Origin of the sequence: Cytobacillus firmus (genome assembly GCF_023657595.1) — a bacterium.
Taxonomy (GTDB): Bacteria; Bacillota; Bacilli; order Bacillales; family Cytobacillaceae; genus Cytobacillus; species Cytobacillus firmus_B.
This window is the reverse complement of sequence record NZ_CP098323.1, coordinates 4325452-4346127: the sequence shown is the minus strand read 5'-3', so window position 1 is coordinate 4346127 and position 20676 is coordinate 4325452. Positions and strand designations below refer to the sequence as shown.

At 43.9% G+C, this 20676-nt stretch carries 18 protein-coding genes and 1 tRNA gene; 18 read left to right on the top strand and 1 reads right to left on the bottom strand.

Annotation, left to right across the window (positions count from 1 at the left end; genetic code table 11):
* Positions 1–12: 12 nt before the first annotated feature.
* The 9 genes from NAF01_RS21970 (at position 13) to NAF01_RS21930 (ending at position 10216) form a co-directional block, all read left to right on the top strand.
* Entirely contained in the window at positions 13–1515 is a 1503-nt protein-coding gene (locus NAF01_RS21970; RefSeq protein WP_250801123.1) for an aldehyde dehydrogenase family protein, read from the top strand.
* A gap of 144 nt (positions 1516–1659) precedes the next feature.
* On the top strand, positions 1660–3123 hold the full coding sequence (locus tag NAF01_RS21965) for an alanine/glycine:cation symporter family protein (RefSeq protein ID WP_226618506.1): 1464 nt from the start codon (positions 1660–1662) through the stop codon (positions 3121–3123).
* 468 nt (positions 3124–3591) lie between these two features.
* Positions 3592–5091, top strand: coding sequence for a tetratricopeptide repeat protein (locus NAF01_RS21960; RefSeq protein ID WP_226618505.1), 1500 nt, complete (start codon positions 3592–3594; stop codon positions 5089–5091).
* A gap of 127 nt (positions 5092–5218) precedes the next feature.
* Entirely contained in the window at positions 5219–6169 is a 951-nt protein-coding gene (gene trxB, locus NAF01_RS21955) for a thioredoxin-disulfide reductase (protein ID WP_048008411.1), read from the top strand.
* Between the two features lie 336 nt (positions 6170–6505).
* Positions 6506–6964, top strand: coding sequence for an 8-oxo-dGTP diphosphatase (locus tag NAF01_RS21950; protein ID WP_035329286.1), 459 nt, complete (start codon positions 6506–6508; stop codon positions 6962–6964).
* 27 nt (positions 6965–6991) lie between these two features.
* On the top strand, positions 6992–7885 hold the full coding sequence (gene rapZ, locus NAF01_RS21945; RefSeq protein WP_048008412.1) for an RNase adapter RapZ: 894 nt from the start codon (positions 6992–6994) through the stop codon (positions 7883–7885).
* Complete coding sequence (locus NAF01_RS21940; protein WP_163142488.1) at positions 7882–8859, top strand: gluconeogenesis factor YvcK family protein; 978 nt, start codon at positions 7882–7884, stop codon at positions 8857–8859. The genes rapZ and NAF01_RS21940 overlap by 4 nt, the downstream gene beginning before the upstream one ends.
* A 119-nt stretch (positions 8860–8978) precedes the next feature.
* Positions 8979–9929: a DNA-binding protein WhiA gene (whiA, locus tag NAF01_RS21935; protein ID WP_048008414.1), complete on the top strand. Its 951-nt coding sequence runs from the start codon at positions 8979–8981 to the stop codon at positions 9927–9929.
* 29 nt (positions 9930–9958) lie between these two features.
* Entirely contained in the window at positions 9959–10216 is a 258-nt protein-coding gene (locus NAF01_RS21930) for an HPr family phosphocarrier protein (RefSeq protein WP_009331822.1), read from the top strand.
* 42 nt (positions 10217–10258) lie between these two features.
* Here the strand turns inward: NAF01_RS21930 and clpP are convergent, their stop codons facing one another.
* Positions 10259–10864 (bottom strand): ATP-dependent Clp endopeptidase proteolytic subunit ClpP, encoded by a 606-nt coding sequence (clpP, locus tag NAF01_RS21925; protein WP_197218472.1) that lies wholly within the window; start codon positions 10862–10864, stop codon positions 10259–10261.
* 306 nt (positions 10865–11170) lie between these two features.
* Between clpP and NAF01_RS21920 the strand changes: the two genes are divergently transcribed.
* The 9 genes from NAF01_RS21920 to eno all read left to right on the top strand — a co-directional run bounded on the left by NAF01_RS21920 (position 11171) and on the right by eno (position 20569).
* Positions 11171–11242: transfer RNA gene (locus NAF01_RS21920), tRNA-Arg, on the top strand.
* 353 nt (positions 11243–11595) lie between these two features.
* Positions 11596–12927 (top strand): RNA polymerase factor sigma-54, encoded by a 1332-nt coding sequence (gene rpoN / locus NAF01_RS21915; RefSeq protein WP_048008416.1) that lies wholly within the window; start codon positions 11596–11598, stop codon positions 12925–12927.
* A gap of 17 nt (positions 12928–12944) precedes the next feature.
* Positions 12945–13193 carry a glutaredoxin family protein gene (locus tag NAF01_RS21910; protein ID WP_082138925.1) on the top strand — a complete coding sequence of 83 codons (249 nt, stop codon included), beginning with the start codon at positions 12945–12947 and terminating at the stop codon, positions 13191–13193.
* A 135-nt stretch (positions 13194–13328) separates the two neighbouring features.
* Positions 13329–14351, top strand: coding sequence for a sugar-binding transcriptional regulator (locus NAF01_RS21905; RefSeq protein WP_250801122.1), 1023 nt, complete (start codon positions 13329–13331; stop codon positions 14349–14351).
* Positions 14352–14395: 44 nt separating this feature from the next.
* Positions 14396–15403 carry a type I glyceraldehyde-3-phosphate dehydrogenase gene (gene gap, locus NAF01_RS21900; protein ID WP_048008417.1) on the top strand — a complete coding sequence of 336 codons (1008 nt, stop codon included), beginning with the start codon at positions 14396–14398 and terminating at the stop codon, positions 15401–15403.
* 258 nt (positions 15404–15661) lie between these two features.
* Positions 15662–16846, top strand: coding sequence for a phosphoglycerate kinase (locus tag NAF01_RS21895; protein ID WP_035329300.1), 1185 nt, complete (start codon positions 15662–15664; stop codon positions 16844–16846).
* A gap of 73 nt (positions 16847–16919) precedes the next feature.
* Positions 16920–17681, top strand: a complete 762-nt coding sequence (gene tpiA, locus NAF01_RS21890) for a triose-phosphate isomerase (RefSeq protein WP_035329301.1) — start codon at positions 16920–16922, stop codon at positions 17679–17681.
* Positions 17674–19209 (top strand): 2,3-bisphosphoglycerate-independent phosphoglycerate mutase, encoded by a 1536-nt coding sequence (gene gpmI, locus NAF01_RS21885; RefSeq protein WP_197218485.1) that lies wholly within the window; start codon positions 17674–17676, stop codon positions 19207–19209. Before tpiA ends, gpmI begins: the two co-directional genes overlap by 8 nt.
* Before the next feature lie 64 nt (positions 19210–19273).
* Positions 19274–20569 carry a phosphopyruvate hydratase gene (gene eno / locus NAF01_RS21880; protein WP_048008419.1) on the top strand — a complete coding sequence of 432 codons (1296 nt, stop codon included), beginning with the start codon at positions 19274–19276 and terminating at the stop codon, positions 20567–20569.
* Positions 20570–20676 lie beyond the last annotated feature (107 nt).

Below are 20676 nucleotides of genomic sequence, written 5' to 3'. Positions count from 1 at the left end.
AGGAGTGAGAACATGCAAGCAATAAATTACAATCTGAAACCAAAAGTTCAAGAATTCCTTGAAGGTGTGAAAGGATTATACATTAACGGCAGCTATGTACCGGCGCTTAGCGGTAAAACGTTTCCCGTCGTTAATCCTGCAAACGAAGAGGTCATTGCAGAAGTAAGTGAAGCGCAAGAGGAAGATATTAACGCTGCGGTAGCTGCTGCAAGAAAAGCATTTGATGAAGGCGAATGGACAAAGATGGATGCCGCTGAACGCTCTCATCTAATCTATAAATTTGCGGATCTCTTAGAAGAAAATCGGGAAGAACTCGCTCAACTGGAATCATTGGATAACGGAAAGCCCTGCAGGGTCGCTTTGGCAGATGATGTTGACGGAACAATCCAGCATTTTAGATATTACGCAGGCTGGGCCACAAAAATATTTGGCAAGACAACTCAGGTTTCAAAGAACTATGTAACCTATACGGTACACGAACCGGTTGGGGTTGTAGGCCAAATTATTCCATGGAACTTCCCGCTCGCCATGGCTGCCTGGAAGCTCGGTGCTGCACTTGCAGTCGGATGTACGGTTGTGATTAAACCGGCAACTGAGACACCATTATCTCTTCTCTACGCAGGTAAGCTATTTAAAGAAGCAGGGTTCCCGGATGGTGTTGTGAATATTGTGCCGGGAACGGGCAGGATTGCGGGAGAAGCGATTACTGCACATAAAAATGTCGATAAGATAGCATTCACAGGATCAACGGCTGTCGGAAAAGAAGTAATGATAAAAGCTGCAGATCAAATTAAAGGTGTTACGCTGGAGCTTGGCGGAAAATCGCCAGCCATTGTTTTAGAAGATGCTAATCTTGAGGAAGCAATTGAAGGGGTATTTAACGGAACGATGTACAATCATGGGCAAAACTGCAGTGCCTGTACTCGTGTATTTGTCCAGAGAAACATATATGATCATGTAGTAAAAGCCTTAGCAGAACGGGCGAAAGCAATGAAGCTGGGAGATGGAATGAACCCTGAAACGGAAATGGGCCCGCTTGTGTCAGCCAAACAGCATCGAACTGTTCTTAATTATATAGAACAAGGGAAGGAAGAAGGGGCGCGACTTGTGGCAGGCGGGAATAAAGGATTTGAAAAAGGATATTTTGTACAGCCAACCATTTTTGCAGATGTACAAGATCATATGGTTATTGCACGTGAAGAAATATTTGGTCCAGTCATGTCCATTTTCGTTTTCGATACGATTGATGAGGTCATTAAACGGGCGAACGATAGTGACTATGGTTTAGCTGCAAGTGTCTGGACAGAAAGTATGAAAAAGGGGCATTACATTGCAAGCAAGCTGCAATCAGGTACAGTCTGGATTAATGATTTTGGACTTGAATGGGAAACAATGCCTTTCGGCGGCTACAAACAATCAGGAATCGGCCGCGAAATGGGTGGAGAGTATGGCCTGCAAAACTATACGGAAGTGAAAAGTGTATTTGTTAACATCAAGCATGATGAGTTTTTATAAGGACCAATGGGACAAACTGTGCACGGATTGATGGGAGTGGGACAGCGTTTTGTCCCATTCTGTCTATATTTATCTGAATATTACTAATATTACAGATTGAAAGAGATGGAACTATCTACTTAAAGTATAAAAAGGTGGGATAAGATGGAGGAATTAGTGAATAAAGCGTCGGGGATGGTTTGGAGTCTTGGATTGGTAGCTTTCGCGCTTGGAGCTGGATTGTTCTTTTCCATTATGACACGCTTTGTGCAATTTAGATATTTTAAGGAAATGATTAAACTTCTTTTTGAAAAGGGTAACCCAGAATCCGGTGTGTCCTCTTTCCAGGCGTTTTCAATGGCTTTAGCCGGCCGTGTCGGTATTGGAAATATCGCCGGGGTTGCTACTGCAATTGCCTTTGGCGGTCCGGGAGCGGTTTTCTGGATGTGGATCATGGCTTTATTAGGAGGAGCAAGTTCCTTTATTGAATCCACTCTTGCTCAAATCTATAAAGTAAAAGATGGTAATCAATACCGGGGCGGAACTCCTTATTTTATTGAAAAAGGTTTAAATATGAAATGGTTCGCGGTGTTTGTGGCGATTGTTGTTACCCTCTGCTACGGAATTTTAGTTCCAGGTATACAGGCCAATACAATTGCTGTTGGATTTGAAAATACCATTGGTCTCAATAAAAGCATCACTGGAATCATTCTTGTTGTATTACTTGGCATCATTATTTTTGGCGGCGTTAAGCGAATTGCCAATGTTGCGGAAAAAGTTGTCCCTTTTATGGCCTTAGGGTATGTGGTTATCACCTTTGTTCTTTTATTTGCAAATGCAGCAGAAATTCCAGCAATGCTTTGGCTGATTATTTCCAGTGCATTTGGTGCAAACGAAATGTTCGGCGGTATAATCGGTGCAGCGATTGCATGGGGCGTTAAGAGAGCCGTATTCTCTAACGTTGCTGGTGTAGGGGAAGGAACTTATAGTTCAGCCGCAGCAGATGTATCCCATCCGGCAAAACAAGGTCTTGTTCAAGCGTTCTCTGTTTATATTGATACCCTCATTGTTTGTACAGCTACTGCACTTATGATTTTAATTACCGGCATGTACAGCGTTACACCAGAAGGAAAGCAGCCGATTGTTGAAAATATCCAGGGTGTAGAAGCTGGACCAATGTGGACACAGGCGGCCGTTGAGAGCGTTATCCCTGGATTTGGCGGTTTGTTTGTTGCAATTGCTATCTTCTTCTTTGCCTTTACAACTCTGATGGCTTACTACTATATTTCTGAAACAACCCTTGTTTACCTTGGCAGAAAGAGAAGGCTAAAAGGACTTAAAGCAGGCTTGATGATTGTTTTCTTAGGAATGATCTACTTGGGAAGTGTCGAAAATGCATCCCTATTATGGGCGCTCGGAGACTTTGGATTCGGAAGCATGGCCTGGCTTAACTTAGTCGCTATTCTTTTCCTGACTAAAACAGCCTTAAAAGTATTTAAAGATTATGAAGAACAGAAGAAAGCAGGCATTGAACCAGTCTTCGATCCTGTTAAGCTTGGCATTAAAGGTGCAGATTTCTGGGAAGAGAAAGCGAAAGAAAGGAATTCAAAAGGCAAGAAGGCAATTTAAGAGAAATATAGCCGGAAACAAAGAACACTTTCCATTTTTTTATTCCAAAATTCTTATTGTACGTGGTGGCAGCCTCACTGCTGACTGCTGGAGCCCAAGTTGGGAACCGCCAGTCCTCCAGGCTGTCACCATGTTTATTTCAGCAGCTGGATTCCCAATCCTCACTTACTAAAGATGATACATAAAATAAATTTCAAGAAAGCTGACATCTTATGCTTCTATAAAATATCAAAAGAGGTCTCCTCATTATATCCAGACGATTAATAGATTTCCTCAGCCAAACTGCCGCTTAATCTCCGAAGTAAACACCATCACCGCTAAATCAACGCAATAAACCTTTAAAACATAACCGTGATAAGATTTCCAATAAAAAATCCCGCTTAAAAATAGTATTGTCATTTCTTCCCTTCTCCATAGGCTTGTTCGTGTGATATACTACTTTAGTTACTAACATTTATGGAGGATTTCATGAGTAAAGACTCTAAAGCTAGACACCAAAAGGGAAAGTTACTGTCATTTATCCCGAATGGTGAGTACTATTTTTCCAAAGGGATTAAGGCGTACCACCGCAGGGATTTTCATAAAGCGAAGAAATATTTAATGCGGGCTATGCAGCTTGAGCCGGGTGAACCGATGATTGTCTGCCAGCTTGCAATTGTTCATTCAGAAATGGGTGAGTATCAGGAGTCGAATCAGCTGCTTCATATGATATTGGAAGAGCTTGATGAGGATATGTCGGAATGCCATTATTTCCTTGCCAACAACTATGCTCATATGGGCCTTTTTAAAGATGCTTATACACATGCCAATACGTATCTGGATTTAGATCAGGATGGAGAGTTTACGGAAGATACAGAGGATCTGCTGGAGCTTCTTACGCTTGAAGCGGATGATCTGGATGACGAGCTGTACGAGCAGGATGATTTGATTACGAAGCAGGAACATGCACGGGAATTGCTGGAGTCCGGCCATTTTCCAAAAGCGGTTGAGATTCTGAACTCTGTTATTGATGAGTATCCTGAGTATTGGTCCGCATACAATAATTTGGCCCTGGCGTATTTTTACCTGGGAGAAGTGCAAAAGGCGTCAGATATTTTAGAGAAGGTGCTGGAAGAAAATCCGGGTAATCTTCATGCGCTTTGCAACAAGCTGGTCTTTGCTTTTTACGAGCGGGATTTCCGGCAGGTGCGCTTGTTAAAAGAGGCTCTGAAAAAGATTAAGCCGCTTTCGGTTGAACACCAGTTCAAGCTGGGTGCGACTTTCGCTCTGACCGGCGAGTATGAGGCTTCCTTTGCATGGCTTCGCAAGCTTCAGAAGAAGGGCTTTGAAGGGGATGGACCATTTTATTACTGGCTATCCTATTCCGCCTATTTCACCGGGCGTGAAGAGCTGGCGAAATCAGCATGGAAGAAGGCAATTGAAATTAATCCGGAAAAAGAAGGCTTCGAGCCCTGGAATGATGAAAAAGTAACCAGCAGCGGCTTTGAAGACCATTACTCTTCGATATTAAAAAAGCTGGAAAGCGACTATATTGAAGAGCGGTTATTCGGCCTCTTCCTAACATCCGTATCCAGCAGAAGAGATGAAATCCTCACCTCTGAAGCTATTTTACAAAACAATAAGTTTTCAGCTGTTGAGAAGGAGTACCTTTCATTCGTTAAAACTGAGCAGGAAGCGCCTGCCCAGGTTCAGGCTGCGCACGAAACAGCCCAGCTGTTTTATGAAAACTTCCACCCGATCGGCACGGTGGAAGCCGGACTTTATTTAATGTGGTTTACTATTTTTGCAGAATTGACAAATAACCGGCAGAATATTAAAAACAAAAATGCCTGGGCTGCAGCCATTGAGTATGTCTGGCATAAGCTTCGGAACGAAAAGGTTTCCCAGTCAAAGATTGCAGGAAGATACGGCATTTCCGCTTCGACGATGGGTAAATATGTAAAATCGGTGAATGACCGCCTTCAGTGAGCAGATATTTGGACGGAACACGTGCCAATTTTATAGGATAACAGTAAGAAGGTCATACTATAATATGCGTACTTATAAAGTGTTTGATTAATTACTGGATTTCTGATTACTGAAGGAGTGAATCGCTGTGACTGAAGAAAAAATTTATGATGTCATTATCGCTGGTGCAGGACCGGCAGGGATGACTGCTGCTGTATATACATCTCGTGCAAATTTGTCTACTCTAATGATTGAACGCGGTGTTCCGGGCGGGCAAATGGCCAATACAGAAGAAGTGGAAAACTATCCTGGTTTTGGCCATATTTTAGGGCCGGATTTATCCACGAAAATGTTCGATCATGCGAAGAAGTTTGGCGCTGAATATGCGTATGGAGATATTAAAGAAATCATTGACGGCGAAGAATACAAAACGGTTGTTGCCGGATCGAAACAATATAAAACACGCTCAGTCATTATTTCTACTGGTGCCGAGTACAAAAAGCTTGGTATTCCTGGTGAGAAAGAGCTTGGCGGACGCGGCGTATCCTATTGTGCAGTCTGTGATGGAGCATTCTTTAAAGGCAAAGAGCTTGTGGTTGTCGGCGGCGGTGACTCTGCTGTTGAGGAAGGCGTATATTTGACGCGTTTCGCCTCTAAAGTGACTATCGTTCATAGACGGGACCAGCTTCGTGCGCAGGCGATCCTGCAGCAGCGTGCGTTCGACAATGACAAAATTGACTTCATCTGGAACACGACAGTGAAGGAAGTTAACGATAAGGACGGAAAAGTGGGAAGCGTAACACTTGTTTCTGCTGAAACCGGCGAAGAAAGAGAATTCAAGGCAGATGGTGTATTCATCTATATCGGCATGGTTCCGCTTTCCAAGCCATTTGAAAGCCTTGGCATCACGAACAGCAATGGCTATATCGAAACAAACGAAAGAATGGAAACAAAGGTGGAAGGCATTTTTGCAGCAGGAGATATCCGCGAAAAATCTCTTCGCCAAATCGTTACAGCTACAGGTGATGGAAGCATCGCTGCCCAAAGCGCCCAGCACTATGTGGAAGAATTAATGGAAAGCCTGAAAGAGAAGAGATAATTTTTAGAAAAAATAGCCACTGGTTGAAAAGTTTTACAAAAAGTCATGCGGTTTTAATTCTCCTGTAACCTTGATGAAATAAAAATCGGGTAGTATAGGAATAGAAATTGACCCCCTTTTAAAGATATAATCCTTTTTAAAGCACAGGCCCATGCCTGTGCTCTTTTTTTGCGTAAATACAGTATGTTTTGAATAATTTTTTTAGAAATCTGTATTCATTGTGGCTCTAAGACAAAAATAGTATAATGAAAAGAATAAGAAAAGTACGTTAGCCAGCCTTTGCTTTTATGAAAAAGGCGGCAGCGGTATGATTTTGGAAATTAGAGGTGAAATGTGTTGCAGCGAGTCACGAACTGTGTGTTACTGAAAGACGATAAAGTATTGCTTTTACAAAAGCCCAGAAGAGGCTGGTGGGTGGCCCCGGGCGGAAAGATGGAGCCGGGTGAATCAGTGAGGGACTCGTGCATCCGTGAGTTCAGGGAAGAAACAGGCATCTATCTGCGCAATCCGAATATTAAGGGCATTTTTACGTTCATCATGAAGGATGGCGAAAAGGTTGTACAGGAGTGGATGATGTTTACTTTTCTGGCTACAGCTTCTGATGGGCTGAACCTGGATGAATCAGAGGAAGGCAAGCTTCGCTGGCATCCGTTTTCAGAGATAAAGAATCTGCCGATGGCTGCCGGTGATTCGCATATTCTGGAGTATATGATTCATGGCCAGGGAATGATTTATGGAACATTTACGTATACGCCGGATTTTGAATTACTTAGTTACAGGCTGGATCCAAGCTGAATTTGACAGATACAGGGGGAAACAAAAATGAGTACGGGTGCAGTTAATGATACTCAAATGGTGATTATTACGGGAATGTCAGGGGCAGGGAAAACAGTAGCCATCCAAAGCTTTGAAGATCTTGGCTTCTTCTGTGTAGACAATTTGCCGCCGACGCTGCTTCCTAAATTCCTTGAACTTATGAAGGAATCCGGGAATAAAATGAATAAGGTGGCATTGGTGATGGATTTGCGCGGCCGTGAGTTTTTTGACCACCTGTTTAAGGCGCTCGATGAATTGTCCGAGACATCCTGGGTCACTCCGCAAATTTTATATCTTGATGCGGATGATTCGACACTCGTCAGAAGATATAAAGAAACAAGACGATTTCATCCCCTTGCACCATCGGGATTGCCTCTTGAAGGCATCAAGCTTGAGCGGGAGCTGCTCGAGGAATTAAAAGGCAGGGCCCGGCTGATTTATAATACGTCACAAATGAAACCGAGGGAATTGCGTGAGAAAATTCTTACGGAATTCTCATTGAATAAAAAAACCATATTTACGGTTAACGTCATGTCTTTTGGCTTTAAGCATGGAATTCCAATTGATGCCGACCTGGTATTCGATGTCCGGTTCCTTCCGAATCCCCATTATATTGAACATATGAGGCCGAAGACAGGATTAGATGAAGAGGTTTCAGGCTATGTGCTGAAATGGACGGAAACCAGTAAATTTCTTGAGAAGGTTACGGAGCTTCTGAGCTTTATGCTTCCGCATTATAAGCGGGAAGGGAAGGCTCAATTGGTGGTGGCAATTGGATGTACGGGAGGCCAGCACCGTTCGGTAGCGCTGACGGAATATATTGCAGACTACTTCAGCAAGGATTACAATACGGCAATCACCCACCGTGACATCGACAGGAGAAAGGAAAACATCAAATGAACCGACAGCCAAGAATCGTCATCATCGGCGGAGGAACGGGGCTGCCTGTCCTCTTAAGGGGACTGAAGCAGTACCCTGTTGATATTACTGCCATTGTGACAGTAGCCGATGATGGCGGCAGCTCAGGAAGATTGCGAAATGATCTTCATATCCCGCCGCCCGGTGACATCCGCAATGTGCTGGCCGCTCTTTCAGACGTAGAGCCGCTCATTGAGGAGATGTTCCAGCACCGCTTTGCGACATCCAATGAATTGTCCGGGCACTCGCTTGGCAATTTAATTCTCGCGGCAATGACCTCAATTACAGGAAATTTTGTTCATGCGATTCAGGAAATGAGCAAGGTGTTAAATGTAAGGGGAAAGGTGCTGCCGGCTGCGAACCAGAGTGTGGTCCTTCACGCTGAAATGGAAGACGGGACTATCGTATCGGGAGAATCAAAAATTCCTTATTCCGGCAAAAAAATCAAGCGGGTATTTTTAACTCCTAAAAATATTAAAGCCCTGCCTGAATCACTGCAGGCAATCAGACAGGCTGACATGATCATAATTGGCCCTGGAAGCTTATATACAAGTATTCTTCCAAACTTGCTTGTTCCCAGGCTCGGACGTGAGGTCTGTCAATCGAAAGCAAAAAAAGTCTATATATGCAATTTAATGACACAGGCAGGCGAGACGCTCGATTATACAGCAAGTGACCATGTAAAAGCACTTTATGATCATATGAGCTGTGCTTTTATTAATACCATCCTGGTAAACAATGAAGAAATTCCTGCCCATATTCAGGAGCGGTACAGCGAGGAAATGGCGAGGCCTGTTGTGTATGATACAGGTGCTCTTGCCGAATTGGGCCTTGATATTATGCACGGTGAAATTGTCAGCCACGAAGGCGGGATCATACGCCATGATACAAAAGAGGTTGCCCAAATGCTTTATAATTTAATTTTACATGAAACCAATAGGCGTTTTAACGCGTAATATAAAGGTGTAAAAGGGCTTTTGCCAGTAAAAAAATAAACTGTGCATACGTTTGCTCAGTGAAGAATATCTTTTTATATGTCTCTGGCTAAGCACTTTTACGGATAGGGGGTGAAGGGATGTCTTTCGCTTCGGAAACGAAAAAAGAATTGACGAACCTGGAATTAAAAGACTGCTGCGGCAAAGCGGAATTGTCCGCCTTGATCCGGATGAATGGTTCACTTTCTTTTTCCAGCCGGAAATTGATCGTTGATATTCAGACGGAGAATGCAGCCATTGCAAGAAGGATTTACACGCTGATTAAAAGGAATTACAGCGTTCAGGTCGAGCTCCTGGTCCGGAAAAAAATGCGGCTGAAAAAGAACAATGTATATATTGTCAGGCTGTCGGAACAGGCCAGCATGATTCTTGATGACCTGAAAATTTTAAGTGAGGGATTCGTATTTACACACGATATCTCCAAAGAGCTCATAAAAAAGAAATGCTGTAAGCGTTCTTATCTGCGCGGTGCATTCCTTGCCGGGGGATCGGTTAATAATCCGGAAACCTCCTCCTATCATCTGGAGATCGCTTCACTTTACAAGGAGCATAACGACTCCCTTTGTGAACTGATGAATACGTTCGGGCTGAACAGCAAAACGCTTGAACGGAAAAAAGGCTATATCACGTATTTAAAGGAAGCCGAAAAAATAACGGAATTCCTGAATATTGTCGGGGCACATGCATCTCTGCTCCGGTTTGAAGATATCCGGATTGTCCGCGATATGAGAAACTCGGTCAATCGGCTCGTGAATTGTGAAACAGCGAACTTAAACAAAACCATCGGGGCGGCCTTGCGGCAAGTGGAGAATATCCGGTTTATTGACCAGACGGTTGGACTTCAGGTTTTGCCCGACAAACTGAGGGAAATAGCCGAATTGCGTGTAGCATACCAGGATGTCACCTTAAAAGAGCTTGGGGAAATGGTCTCAGGCGGAAATATCAGCAAATCAGGCATTAATCACCGATTAAGAAAAATAGATGAAATTGCTGAAAAACTCAGAGCAGGCAGCACCATAGATGCTCACTAATGGAGGCATCAGCAGGGAGGAGATATACAATGGCAGAAAAACAGGTAGAAGTTAAGCTGAAGACAGGATTGCAGGCCCGTCCGGCAGCGTTGTTCGTACAAGAGGCCAATCGATTTTCATCCGATATTTTCCTGGAGAAGGATGGAAAGAAGGTAAATGCGAAAAGCATTATGGGGCTAATGAGCCTGGCTGTAAGCTCAGGATCAGTCATTACCCTGAAGGCTGAGGGGAACGACGAAAACGAAGCTCTCGAAGCGCTGGCAAATTATATTCAGAAGGAAAACTAAAACAACTCGCATCGGGAAGATGCGAGTTGTTTTTTATGTCTTTTAATTATCCTTCTTCTCATCTAGAGAGTTTCTGGAAATGATTTGGTCAACCAAACCGTATTCAAGAGCTCGTTCAGCTGTCATAAAGTTATCGCGGTCTGTATCTTTTGCGATGACTTCAAGCGGCTGTCCAGTACGCTCTGAAAGGATCGTGTTTAATTTTTCGCGCAGGAAAAGAATGCGCTTTGCAGCGATTTCAATTTCAGTCGCCTGTCCCTGTGCACCGCCAAGTGGCTGGTGAATCATAACCTCAGCGTTTGGAAGAGCAAAACGCTTTCCTTTTTCACCCGCTGCAAGAAGGAATGCACCCATGGATGCAGCCATACCGATACAAATGGTTTGTACCTTTGGCTTAATGAATTGCATCGTATCATAAATAGCCATACCAGCTGTAATGCTTCCGCCAGGGCTATTAATGTAAATGGAAATGTCCTTTTCAGGGTTTTCTGCTTCAAGGAATAACAGCTGGGCAACAATGGAGTTTGCCACATTATCATCAATTCCGCTTCCGAGCATAATGATGCGGTCTTTTAAAAGGCGGGAGTAAATATCATAAGCACGCTCCCCGCGATTTGTTTGTTCAATAACTGTAGGGATTAAGTTCATTTTCCAATTCCTCCTTCAAGATAAGGTCAACATACAAGATGAACAAGCATGTTCTTCCAAGTAAAGAAAATTTTTTAACTGCTATGTATTATCATGATACACTGATGGTCAATTAAGGTCAAACGAATCGCATGGAAATAGCCCCTGATTCGTTCGACACTTTTTTCTGTGATGCTCTATCTCATTCCATGATACCCATTGTTCCGACTTTTAAAACTAAAAGGAGGCTTGCAAAGTGATTAAACATAGCATATAATTAGTTATCGTAGCGGCTGAGCGCTTGGTCAGCCAATTAATAAAATCTATGCCCTCGTGGTGCAACGGATAGCACGTGAGATTCCGGTTCTTAAGATGTGGGTTCGATTCCTGCCGAGGGCGCTAGCAAAACTCTTTGTCTGATATGGACAGGGAGTTTTTACTTTTTACGCTCTCCGCTAATGAATCCAGCCGATCCGTATATAAAAAAGTTTCTCCGCAAGTAAATGGGCCATACCCGCAAATAAAATTCCTCTATCCGCAAATAAAGTTAATAAACTTCCTAAATAGAAGACTTAATTTCAAAAAAATCCATAAAATCCGCACGTTTCACCATAAAGAATGAATATTCCCCACTCAGCCATGCATATTGTGAAGTATTCAGAAAGAAGTGCCGGTGCAATTGGGGATTGCCAGGATATTTCCATACAACATTTTCTGTGAATATTGTAAAATGGGGACAGGGGGAATGTACGATGAATTTGAAAGCTGGGTTATGGCAGCAGCAGACAATGAAATTAACAATGACACAGGAGCTGACGCAGGCGATTGCCCTTCTGCAATACAGCACACAGGAGCTTTCTGCTTTCCTGGAAAGCAAGGCGCTTGAAAATCCCCTTTTAAAAGTAGAGTCCGGTCATGTCCAGACGATGGATCCCCGTTATGACCGTGTCAAACCGACAAGGATAAAAGCCGAAAAAGATAAAATAAATTGGATTGAGCAGATTGGCTGCGGAAAGACCATGCTGCTTGATGAATATTTGAAATCGCAGCTTCATTTGAAATTAAACAGGGATGACCAAAAAGTGATTGAGCATCTTATTGATAGCCTTGATGAAAACGGTTACTTCCGGGCGGATCTAAAGGCGTCAGCTGATGCTCTTAAGATGCCCCTTGAGAAAGTGGAGCAGATGCTTGAAGAGCTTCAGGAACTCGAGCCTGCTGGCGTTGGCGCAAGGAATCTTCAGGAGTGCCTGTCCCTGCAGATCAAGAGATTGCCGGAAGAAAATGAACTGGCTGAAATCATTATAGATGAATACTTTACCCTTTTTGCCGAGAAGAAATGGAAGGAAATTGCAAAACAGCTCGGTGTGGAGCTTAAAGACATTCAGGCAGTATTCGATCTTGTTCAGACCCTGAATCCAAGGCCGGCTTCATCCTTCCAAAGTGAAAAATCCGCTTATATAACACCGGACGTGATTATTCAGTGGGATGGCAGCTCTTTTTCCGTCAGCGTGTTTGATGAAGTGCTACCTAAAATTAGTTTTAATGAACCTTATTTTAAAAAGTTTTCGGCAAGTGGTGATCGAAATGTCAGCCGCTTCCTGCAGGAAAAGCAGCAGGATTATCAATGGATTATAAGAAGCATTGAGCAGAGGAAAGAGACACTTGCGAATGTGACTCTTAAAATCGTTGAAAAGCAGCAGGACTTTTTCATTAAAGGGCCTGCATATCTGAAGCCGATGACAATGAAGGAAATATCAGATGAACTCGATATTCATGAATCAACAGTAAGCAGGGCTGTCCGGGAAAAATATGCGCAAACGCCATTTGGGACATATGAGCTGAGATCGTTCTTCTCCAGTACGATCAAAACGACTTCTGATGAAAATACGTCTTCACAGCAGGTCAAGACGATTATTGGTAAAATGATAGAAAAAGAAAATAAACAAAAGCCTTTATCCGATCAGGAGCTTGTGAAGCTGCTGAAGGAAAAGGAGGGGATGGTTGTCAGCAGAAGGACGATTGCGAAATATCGGGATCAGCTGGGCATCCCGTCATCATCCAAACGGAAAAGGTATGACTGACAAAGGAGATTTGCTGATTGAAACAGCCTGAGCTAGTGTTTTATACGCGCAGCAGATGCCCGCTGTGTGATAAAGCAAAGAGTGTGTTAATGGATTTAAAGAAAGAATATGAATTTAAGTTAATTGAGAAAGATATTGATGAAAGCGATGACCTGACTGAGAAGTACGGACTCATGATTCCAGTTGTTGAAATTAATGGGCGTGAAGTGCAATTCGGGCATATTGACCCCATTACCGTAAGTGAAGCGCTTACAGAAAAAAACTGAGTTTTATCAGTTGATTTCAATACTCACTCTTGCTATTATTGAGGAGAAGCAAGGGTGATTTTTTTTACGGTAAGTGGGACATAATATGTCTATGCGGGACAAAAAATGACCACATATGATGAAGGAGCTTTCCGGATGTACTCACTAATTGATATTCAAAAAAGATTATTGCCTGATATGCTTGCAGTTATGCAGAAGCGCTATGGGATACTTCATTACATAGGGCTGATGGAGCCGGTTGGAAGAAGAAGCCTTGCAGTCAGTATGGGTTTGACGGAAAGAGTGCTGAGAAGTGAGGTTGAATTTCTAAAAGACCAGAACCTGATTCGCATTTCAAGTACAGGAATGAGTCTCTCTTCCGATGGTACTGAATTACTCGAAGCTCTTGAAGGAATAATGAGAGATATTTCGGGTATAGCCGTAATGGAGCAGGAATTATCCCGAAAGCTTGGCATTCGCCAGGCGATCATTGTTTCAGGAAACAGCGATGAATCTCCATGGGTGAAGCAGGAGCTTGGCAGAGCCACAGCAATGTGTATGAAATCAAGGCTCAAAGGAAAAAATATCATCGCAGTTACCGGCGGGTCCACAATGGCAGCCGTAGCGGAGATGCTTACTCCTGATCTTGCTGAACGCGATTGGCTGTTTGTGCCGGCACGTGGCGGAATAGGCGAGGATGTTAAAAACCAGGCTAACACCATATGTGCCAAAATGGCTGACCATACAGATTCCAGGCACCGCGTCCTGTATGTGCCGGACCAGGTAAGCAGGGAGATGTATGAAAGCATTATTAAAGAACCCAATATTAAAGAAGTAATCACCCAGATCAAATCGGCAAGCATGGTTTTGCACGGGATTGGGGACGCTATTACAATGGCGGAACGCCGCAAAACCAGTGAAGAAGATTTGATTAAAATCAAGCAAGCCAAAGCAGTCGGTGAATCATTTGGCTATTACTTCAACGAAGGCGGCGAGGTTGTACATAAGGTTCAGACCATCGGCCTTCAGCTGGATGACCTATCACAAATTGAACATGTCATTGCAGTGGCAGGCGGCTCCACAAAGGCTAAAGCCATCGCTGCATACATGAAACGTGCACCATCTTCTACCATACTAGTGACAGATGAAGGTGCAGCAAAACAGTTGATAAAAGGGTAATCCCTTTTCAAATATAAAATTACCTTTTCAAGGAGGAAATAATCATGGCAGTTAAAGTTGGTATTAACGGATTTGGAAGAATCGGGCGCGTTGTTTTCCGTGCAGCTCTTAATAACCCTAACGTAGAGGTTGTAGCAGTAAATGACCTTACAGATGCAAACATGCTTGCACACCTTTTGAAATATGATTCCGTACACGGAACTCTAAATGAAGAAGTAACTGTTGACGGCGATTATCTTGTTGTTGGCGGCCATAAAGTAAAAGTTATTGCAGAGCGCGATCCTGCTCAATTAGGATGGGGAGATCTTGGTGTAGAAGTAGTAGTAGAATCTACTGGACGCTTCACAAAGCGTGCTGACGCTGCGAAACATCTTGAAGCTGGTGCTAAGAAAGTAATCATCTCAGCTCCTGCATCTGACGAAGATATCACAGTTGTCATGGGTGTTAACCATGAGAAATATGATGCTGCAAACCATCATGTAATCTCTAACGCTTCTTGTACAACAAACTGCTTGGCTCCATTTGCAAAAGTATTGAACGACAGCTTCGGAATCAAACGCGGTATGATGACAACTGTTCACTCATACACAAATGACCAGCAAATCCTTGACTTGCCTCACAAGGACTACCGCCGTGCACGTGCAGCAGCGGAAAACATTATTCCTACAACTACTGGAGCTGCAAAAGCAGTATCTCTAGTATTGCCTGAACTAAAAGGCAAATTGAACGGTGGGGCTATGCGTGTTCCAACTCCAAACGTTTCTCTTGTTGACCTTGTTGCTGAGCTTGACAAAGACGTAACTGCTGAAGATGTAAACAATGCTCTAAAAGCTGCTTCTGAAGGCGACCTGAAAGGCATCCTTGCCTACAGCGAAGAGCCATTAGTATCTGGCGACTACAACGGAAACCCTGCATCTTCTACAATCGATGCACTTTCTACAATGGTTATGGAAGGCAACATGGTAAAAGTAATCTCTTGGTATGACAACGAAACTGGTTATTCTAACCGTGTAGTTGACCTAGTTGACTACATCGCTCAAAAGGGACTTTAATCAAAAATATTCGTTTTGCGAAGCATTCACAAGCTGAATTTTTTCTCTGAAAAAACACCTCATCTTGTTGGATATTCAAATCGCTAACGTCTATAATGGATAAGGGTAAAAGGGGAGCAGGGAAACATTCCCTCTCCCTTTTGTTTTAAGTAAAACTATTTAACCGGGATGGTGCTTAGCTCCGTAACCTGGAGGCTTTTAGTCTATGAGCCATCAGGCAAGGCGCTTCCGCTTTTCTGGTAAGGAGGTCCTTTTGCTATGAACAAAAAAAGCGTTAAAGATGTGGAGTTAAAGGGTAAGCGTGTTTTCTGCCGGGTTGATTTCAACGTTCCGATGAAAGAGGGACAAGTAACAGATGAAACTCGCATCAAAGCAGCTCTTCCAACGATTGAATACTTGATGAACCAGGGTGCAAAAGTGATTTTAGCCAGCCATTTGGGCCGTCCGAAGGGTTCAGTTGTTGAAGAATTACGCTTAACACCAGTAGCAAAGCGTTTGTCCGAGCTTCTTGGCAAAGAAGTGAAGAAGGCGGATGAAGCATATGGCGATTCTGTAAAAGCGCTGGTTGACACGTTAAGTGAAGGCGATGTTATGCTTCTTGAAAACGTGCGTTTCTATGCTGGCGAGGAAAAGAATGATCCTGAACTTGCAAAGGCCTTTGCTGAGCTTGCAGATGTCTATGTGAATGATGCATTTGGAGCAGCACACCGTGCACATGCTTCAACGGAAGGAATTGCTCATCATCTTCCTGCTGTATCAGGACTCTTAATGGAAAAAGAACTTGATGTACTTGGAAAAGCTCTTTCAAATCCTGAACGCCCATTTACAGCTATTATTGGCGGTGCAAAGGTAAAAGATAAGATTGGCGTAATCGAAAATCTTCTTGAAAAGGTAGACAACCTGATCATTGGCGGAGGGCTGGCTTATACATTTGTAAAAGCAAACGGCCATGAAGTAGGAAAGTCACTATTAGAAGAAGATAAAATTGACCTTGCCAAATCGTTTATGGAAAAAGCGAAAGAAAAAGGCGTGAACTTCTACATGCCTGTTGATGTCGTGGTAGCAGACGATTTTTCTGAAGAGGCTAATATTAAAACTGTAGCAATCGAAGAAATTCCTTCTGATTGGGAAGCACTTGATATCGGACCTAAAACGCGCGATATTTACAGCGATGTAATTCAGAATTCAAAGCTTGTCATCTGGAACGGACCAATGGGTGTATTCGAATTAAATAAATTTGCAGGCGGCACAAGAGCAGTGGCTGAGGCTTTAGCAGAAGCAAACGATACATATTCAGTCATTGGCGGCGGTGATTCTGCAGCTGCAGTTGAAAAATTCCACCTTGCTGACCGTATGAGCCATATCTCAACAGGCGGCGGCGCTTCCCTTGAGTTTATGGAAGGAAAAGCCCTGCCTGGCGTAGTTGCTTTAAACGATAAATAATTTTGGTGACAGGCACCACCCGAAATCTGTCGAATATATGACACTAATAAAAATGCATGAAAGGACGTGCAACATGCGTAAACCAATTATTGCAGGAAACTGGAAAATGCATAAAACACTTCCGGAAGCGAAAGTCTTTCTTGAAGAAATTAACGGATTAGTTCCTGGGAAAGAGCAGGTAGATACAGTTGTATGTGCTCCTGCCTTATTCCTTGAGCGCCTGGTTGAAAACTCAAAGGATTCAGATGTTGAAATCGGCGCACAGAATATGCACTTTGAAGAAAACGGCGCTTTTACAGGCGAAATCAGCCCTGTGGCACTTGAAGATCTTGGCGTGAAATACGTAATTCTTGGTCATTCAGAACGCCGTGAAATGTTCAATGAGACAGATGAGGCTGTTAATAAAAAGACCTTGGCTGCATTCAAATACAACTTAACTCCAATCGTTTGTGTCGGTGAATCGCTAGAACAGCGGGAAAACGGCGAAACAATGGATCTTGTAGGCTCACAGGTTGAGAAGGCCCTAAATGGCTTAACTGAAGAGCAGGTAAAGCAGACTGTTATTGCGTATGAGCCAATCTGGGCAATCGGAACTGGCAAATCTTCAACATCTGCAGATGCGAATGAGGTATGTGCACATATCCGTTCAGTCGTGGCTAAGCAATTTTCACAGGCTGCGGCAGATGCAGTCCGCATTCAGTACGGCGGCAGCGTAAAGCCTGCAAACATTAAAGAATATATGAGCCAGCCTGATATTGATGGAGCTCTTGTAGGCGGCGCCAGCTTACAGCCTACAGACTTTCTTCAATTATTGGAGGCAGGCAAGAATGAGTAAATCTCCAGTTGCATTAATCATCTTAGATGGTTTCGCATTGCGGGGCGAGCGGATGGGAAATGCCGTTGCTCAGGCAAAGAAGCCAAACTTCGAACGTTACTGGAACACCTACCCTAACGCAACACTGACCGCGAGCGGCGAAGCAGTAGGTCTTCCGGAAGGGCAAATGGGAAACTCGGAAGTAGGACACTTAAACATCGGCGCAGGCCGGATTGTATATCAGAGTTTAACAAGAGTGAACGTGGCTATTCGTGAAGGACAGTTTGAGAAAAACGAAACGTTCCGTTCTGCGATTGACCATGTGAAAAAGAAAGGCACGGATCTTCATTTGATGGGACTTCTGTCAGATGGAGGCGTTCACAGCCATATTCAGCACTTATTTGCGCTGCTTCGCATGGCTGCTGAGGAAGGCGTGAAGAATGTCTATGTTCATGGATTCCTGGATGGACGTGATGTTGGCCCGCAAACGGCAGCAGGCTATATTAAAGAAGCGCAGGAAAAAATGAAAGAATACGGAGTCGGCGAATTTGCGACCATTTCCGGACGCTACTATTCCATGGACCGGGACAAACGCTGGGAGCGTGTTGAAAAGTCTTACCGTTCCATGGTCTATGGTGATGGCCCTGCATACAACGATCCATTGGATTTAGTTGAAGATAACTATAAAAATGGTATCTTTGATGAGTTCGTCATTCCATCGGTCATTACTGCAGAAGATGGGAAGCCGGTTGCAACGATTAAGAAGGATGATGCAGTTATTTTCTATAACTTCCGTCCGGACCGGGCAATTCAGATTTCGAACACGTTTACAAATAAAGACTTCCGTTCCTTTGATAGAGGGCCTGGACATCCTGAGAACTTGTTCTTCGTTTGTTTGACCCACTTCAGTGAAACGGTTGACGGATATGTTGCGTTCAAACCGACGAACCTTGATAATACCCTTGGTGAGGTTTTAGCGCAAAACGGAAAAACACAGCTCCGCATTGCTGAAACAGAGAAATACCCTCATGTAACGTTCTTTATGAGCGGCGGGCGTGAAGAGAAATTCCCTGGTGAAGAACGGATCCTGATCGACTCACCGAAAGTAGCTACCTATGACCTTAAGCCTGAAATGAGTGCTTATGAAGTGACGGACGCGTTGCTGAAGGAAGTGGAAGCTGACAATTTCGATGCGATCATCCTGAACTTTGCCAACCCGGACATGGTAGGGCACTCAGGCATGCTTGAGCCAACGATTAAGGCGGTTGAAACGGTTGACGAATGCCTTGGCAAAATTGTTGATCTGATTATTTCAAAAGGCGGAAAAGCGATCATCACAGCTGACCACGGAAATGCCGATGAAGTTGTTACGTTAGAAGGAAGCCCGATGACTGCCCACACAACAAACCCGGTTCCAGTCATCGTCACACAAGATGGCGCAGAACTCCGTACAGACGGAATCTTAGGAGACCTTGCTCCAACAGTTCTGGACCTGCTTGGACTGGAAAAACCGGCTGAAATGACAGGAACCTCATTACTGAAAAAATAACTGGTGACAGGCACCACCCGAATTTTGTCGATTACAATTTTTTATCATAAAGGAGAGAATTACTATGCCATTTATCGAACAAGTATATGCACGTGAAGTATTGGATTCCCGCGGTAACCCAACAGTTGAAGTTGAAGTTTTAACAGAATCAGGATTCTTTGGACGCGCGATTGTTCCTTCTGGAGCATCAACTGGCGAGCACGAAGCAGTAGAACTTCGTGACGGCGACAAGTCCCGCTATCTTGGAAAAGGTGTTCAAAAAGCGGTAGACAACGTGAACAACCTGATTGCAGAAGCTGTAATTGGTTTGGATGTAACAGACCAGGTTGGCATCGACCGCACAATGATCGCGTTAGATGGAACTGAAAACAAAGGAAAGCTTGGCGCAAACGCCATCCTTGGCGTATCCATGGCTTGTGCACACGCGGCTGCTGAGTCTGTAGGACTTCCTTTATACCGTTACCTTGGCGGCTTCAATGCGAAGCAGCTTCCAACACCAATGATGAACATCATCAACGGCGGATCTCACGCTGACAACAACGTGGACTTCCAGGAATTCATGATCATGCCTGTAGGAGCGCCTACTTTCAAGGAAGCCATCCGCATGGGTGCTGAAGTATTCCATTCATTGAAAAAAGTTTTATCTGGCAAAGGTCTTAACACTGCTGTAGGTGACGAAGGCGGATTCGCTCCAAACCTTGGTTCTAACCGTGAAGCTCTTGAAGTTATCATTGAAGCGATCTCTAACGCTGGCTACGAAGCTGGCAAAGACATTTACCTTGCAATGGACGTTGCTTCTTCTGAGTTCTACAACAAAGAAACTGGCAAATACGATCTTGCAGGCGAAGGCCGCACTGGCTTAACTTCAGAAGATATGGTTAACTTCTACGAAGAGCTTGTAAACGAGTTCCCTATCATCTCAATTGAAGATGGTCTTGACGAAAACGACTGGGAAGGCCATAAGCTATTAACTGACCGCATCGGCGGAAAAGTTCAGCTTGTTGGTGACGACTTGTTCGTTACAAACACTAAGAAGCTTGCTCAAGGAATTGAGCAGGGCGTAGGCAACTCAATCCTGATCAAAGTAAACCAAATCGGTACATTAACAGAAACTTTCGAAGCAATCGAAATGGCGAAGCGTGCCGGCTACACTGCAGTAGTATCCCACCGTTCAGGTGAAACAGAAGATGCTACAATCGCTGACATCGCTGTTGCAACAAACGCTGGCCAGATCAAAACTGGTTCAATGTCCCGTACAGACCGTATCGCGAAATACAACCAGCTTCTTCGCATCGAAGACGAGCTTGGCGATTTAGCTGTATACGATGGCTTAAAATCTTTCTATAACTTGAGCAAGTAATCTTGCTTGTGCAGCCGTCCCGGGTGGGGCGGCTGTTTTTTTGGCTTGGCCGGTAAAAGGGGCAGTTTGGCCGGTATTTTTCCAGATTTGGCCGGTAAATATTAAAA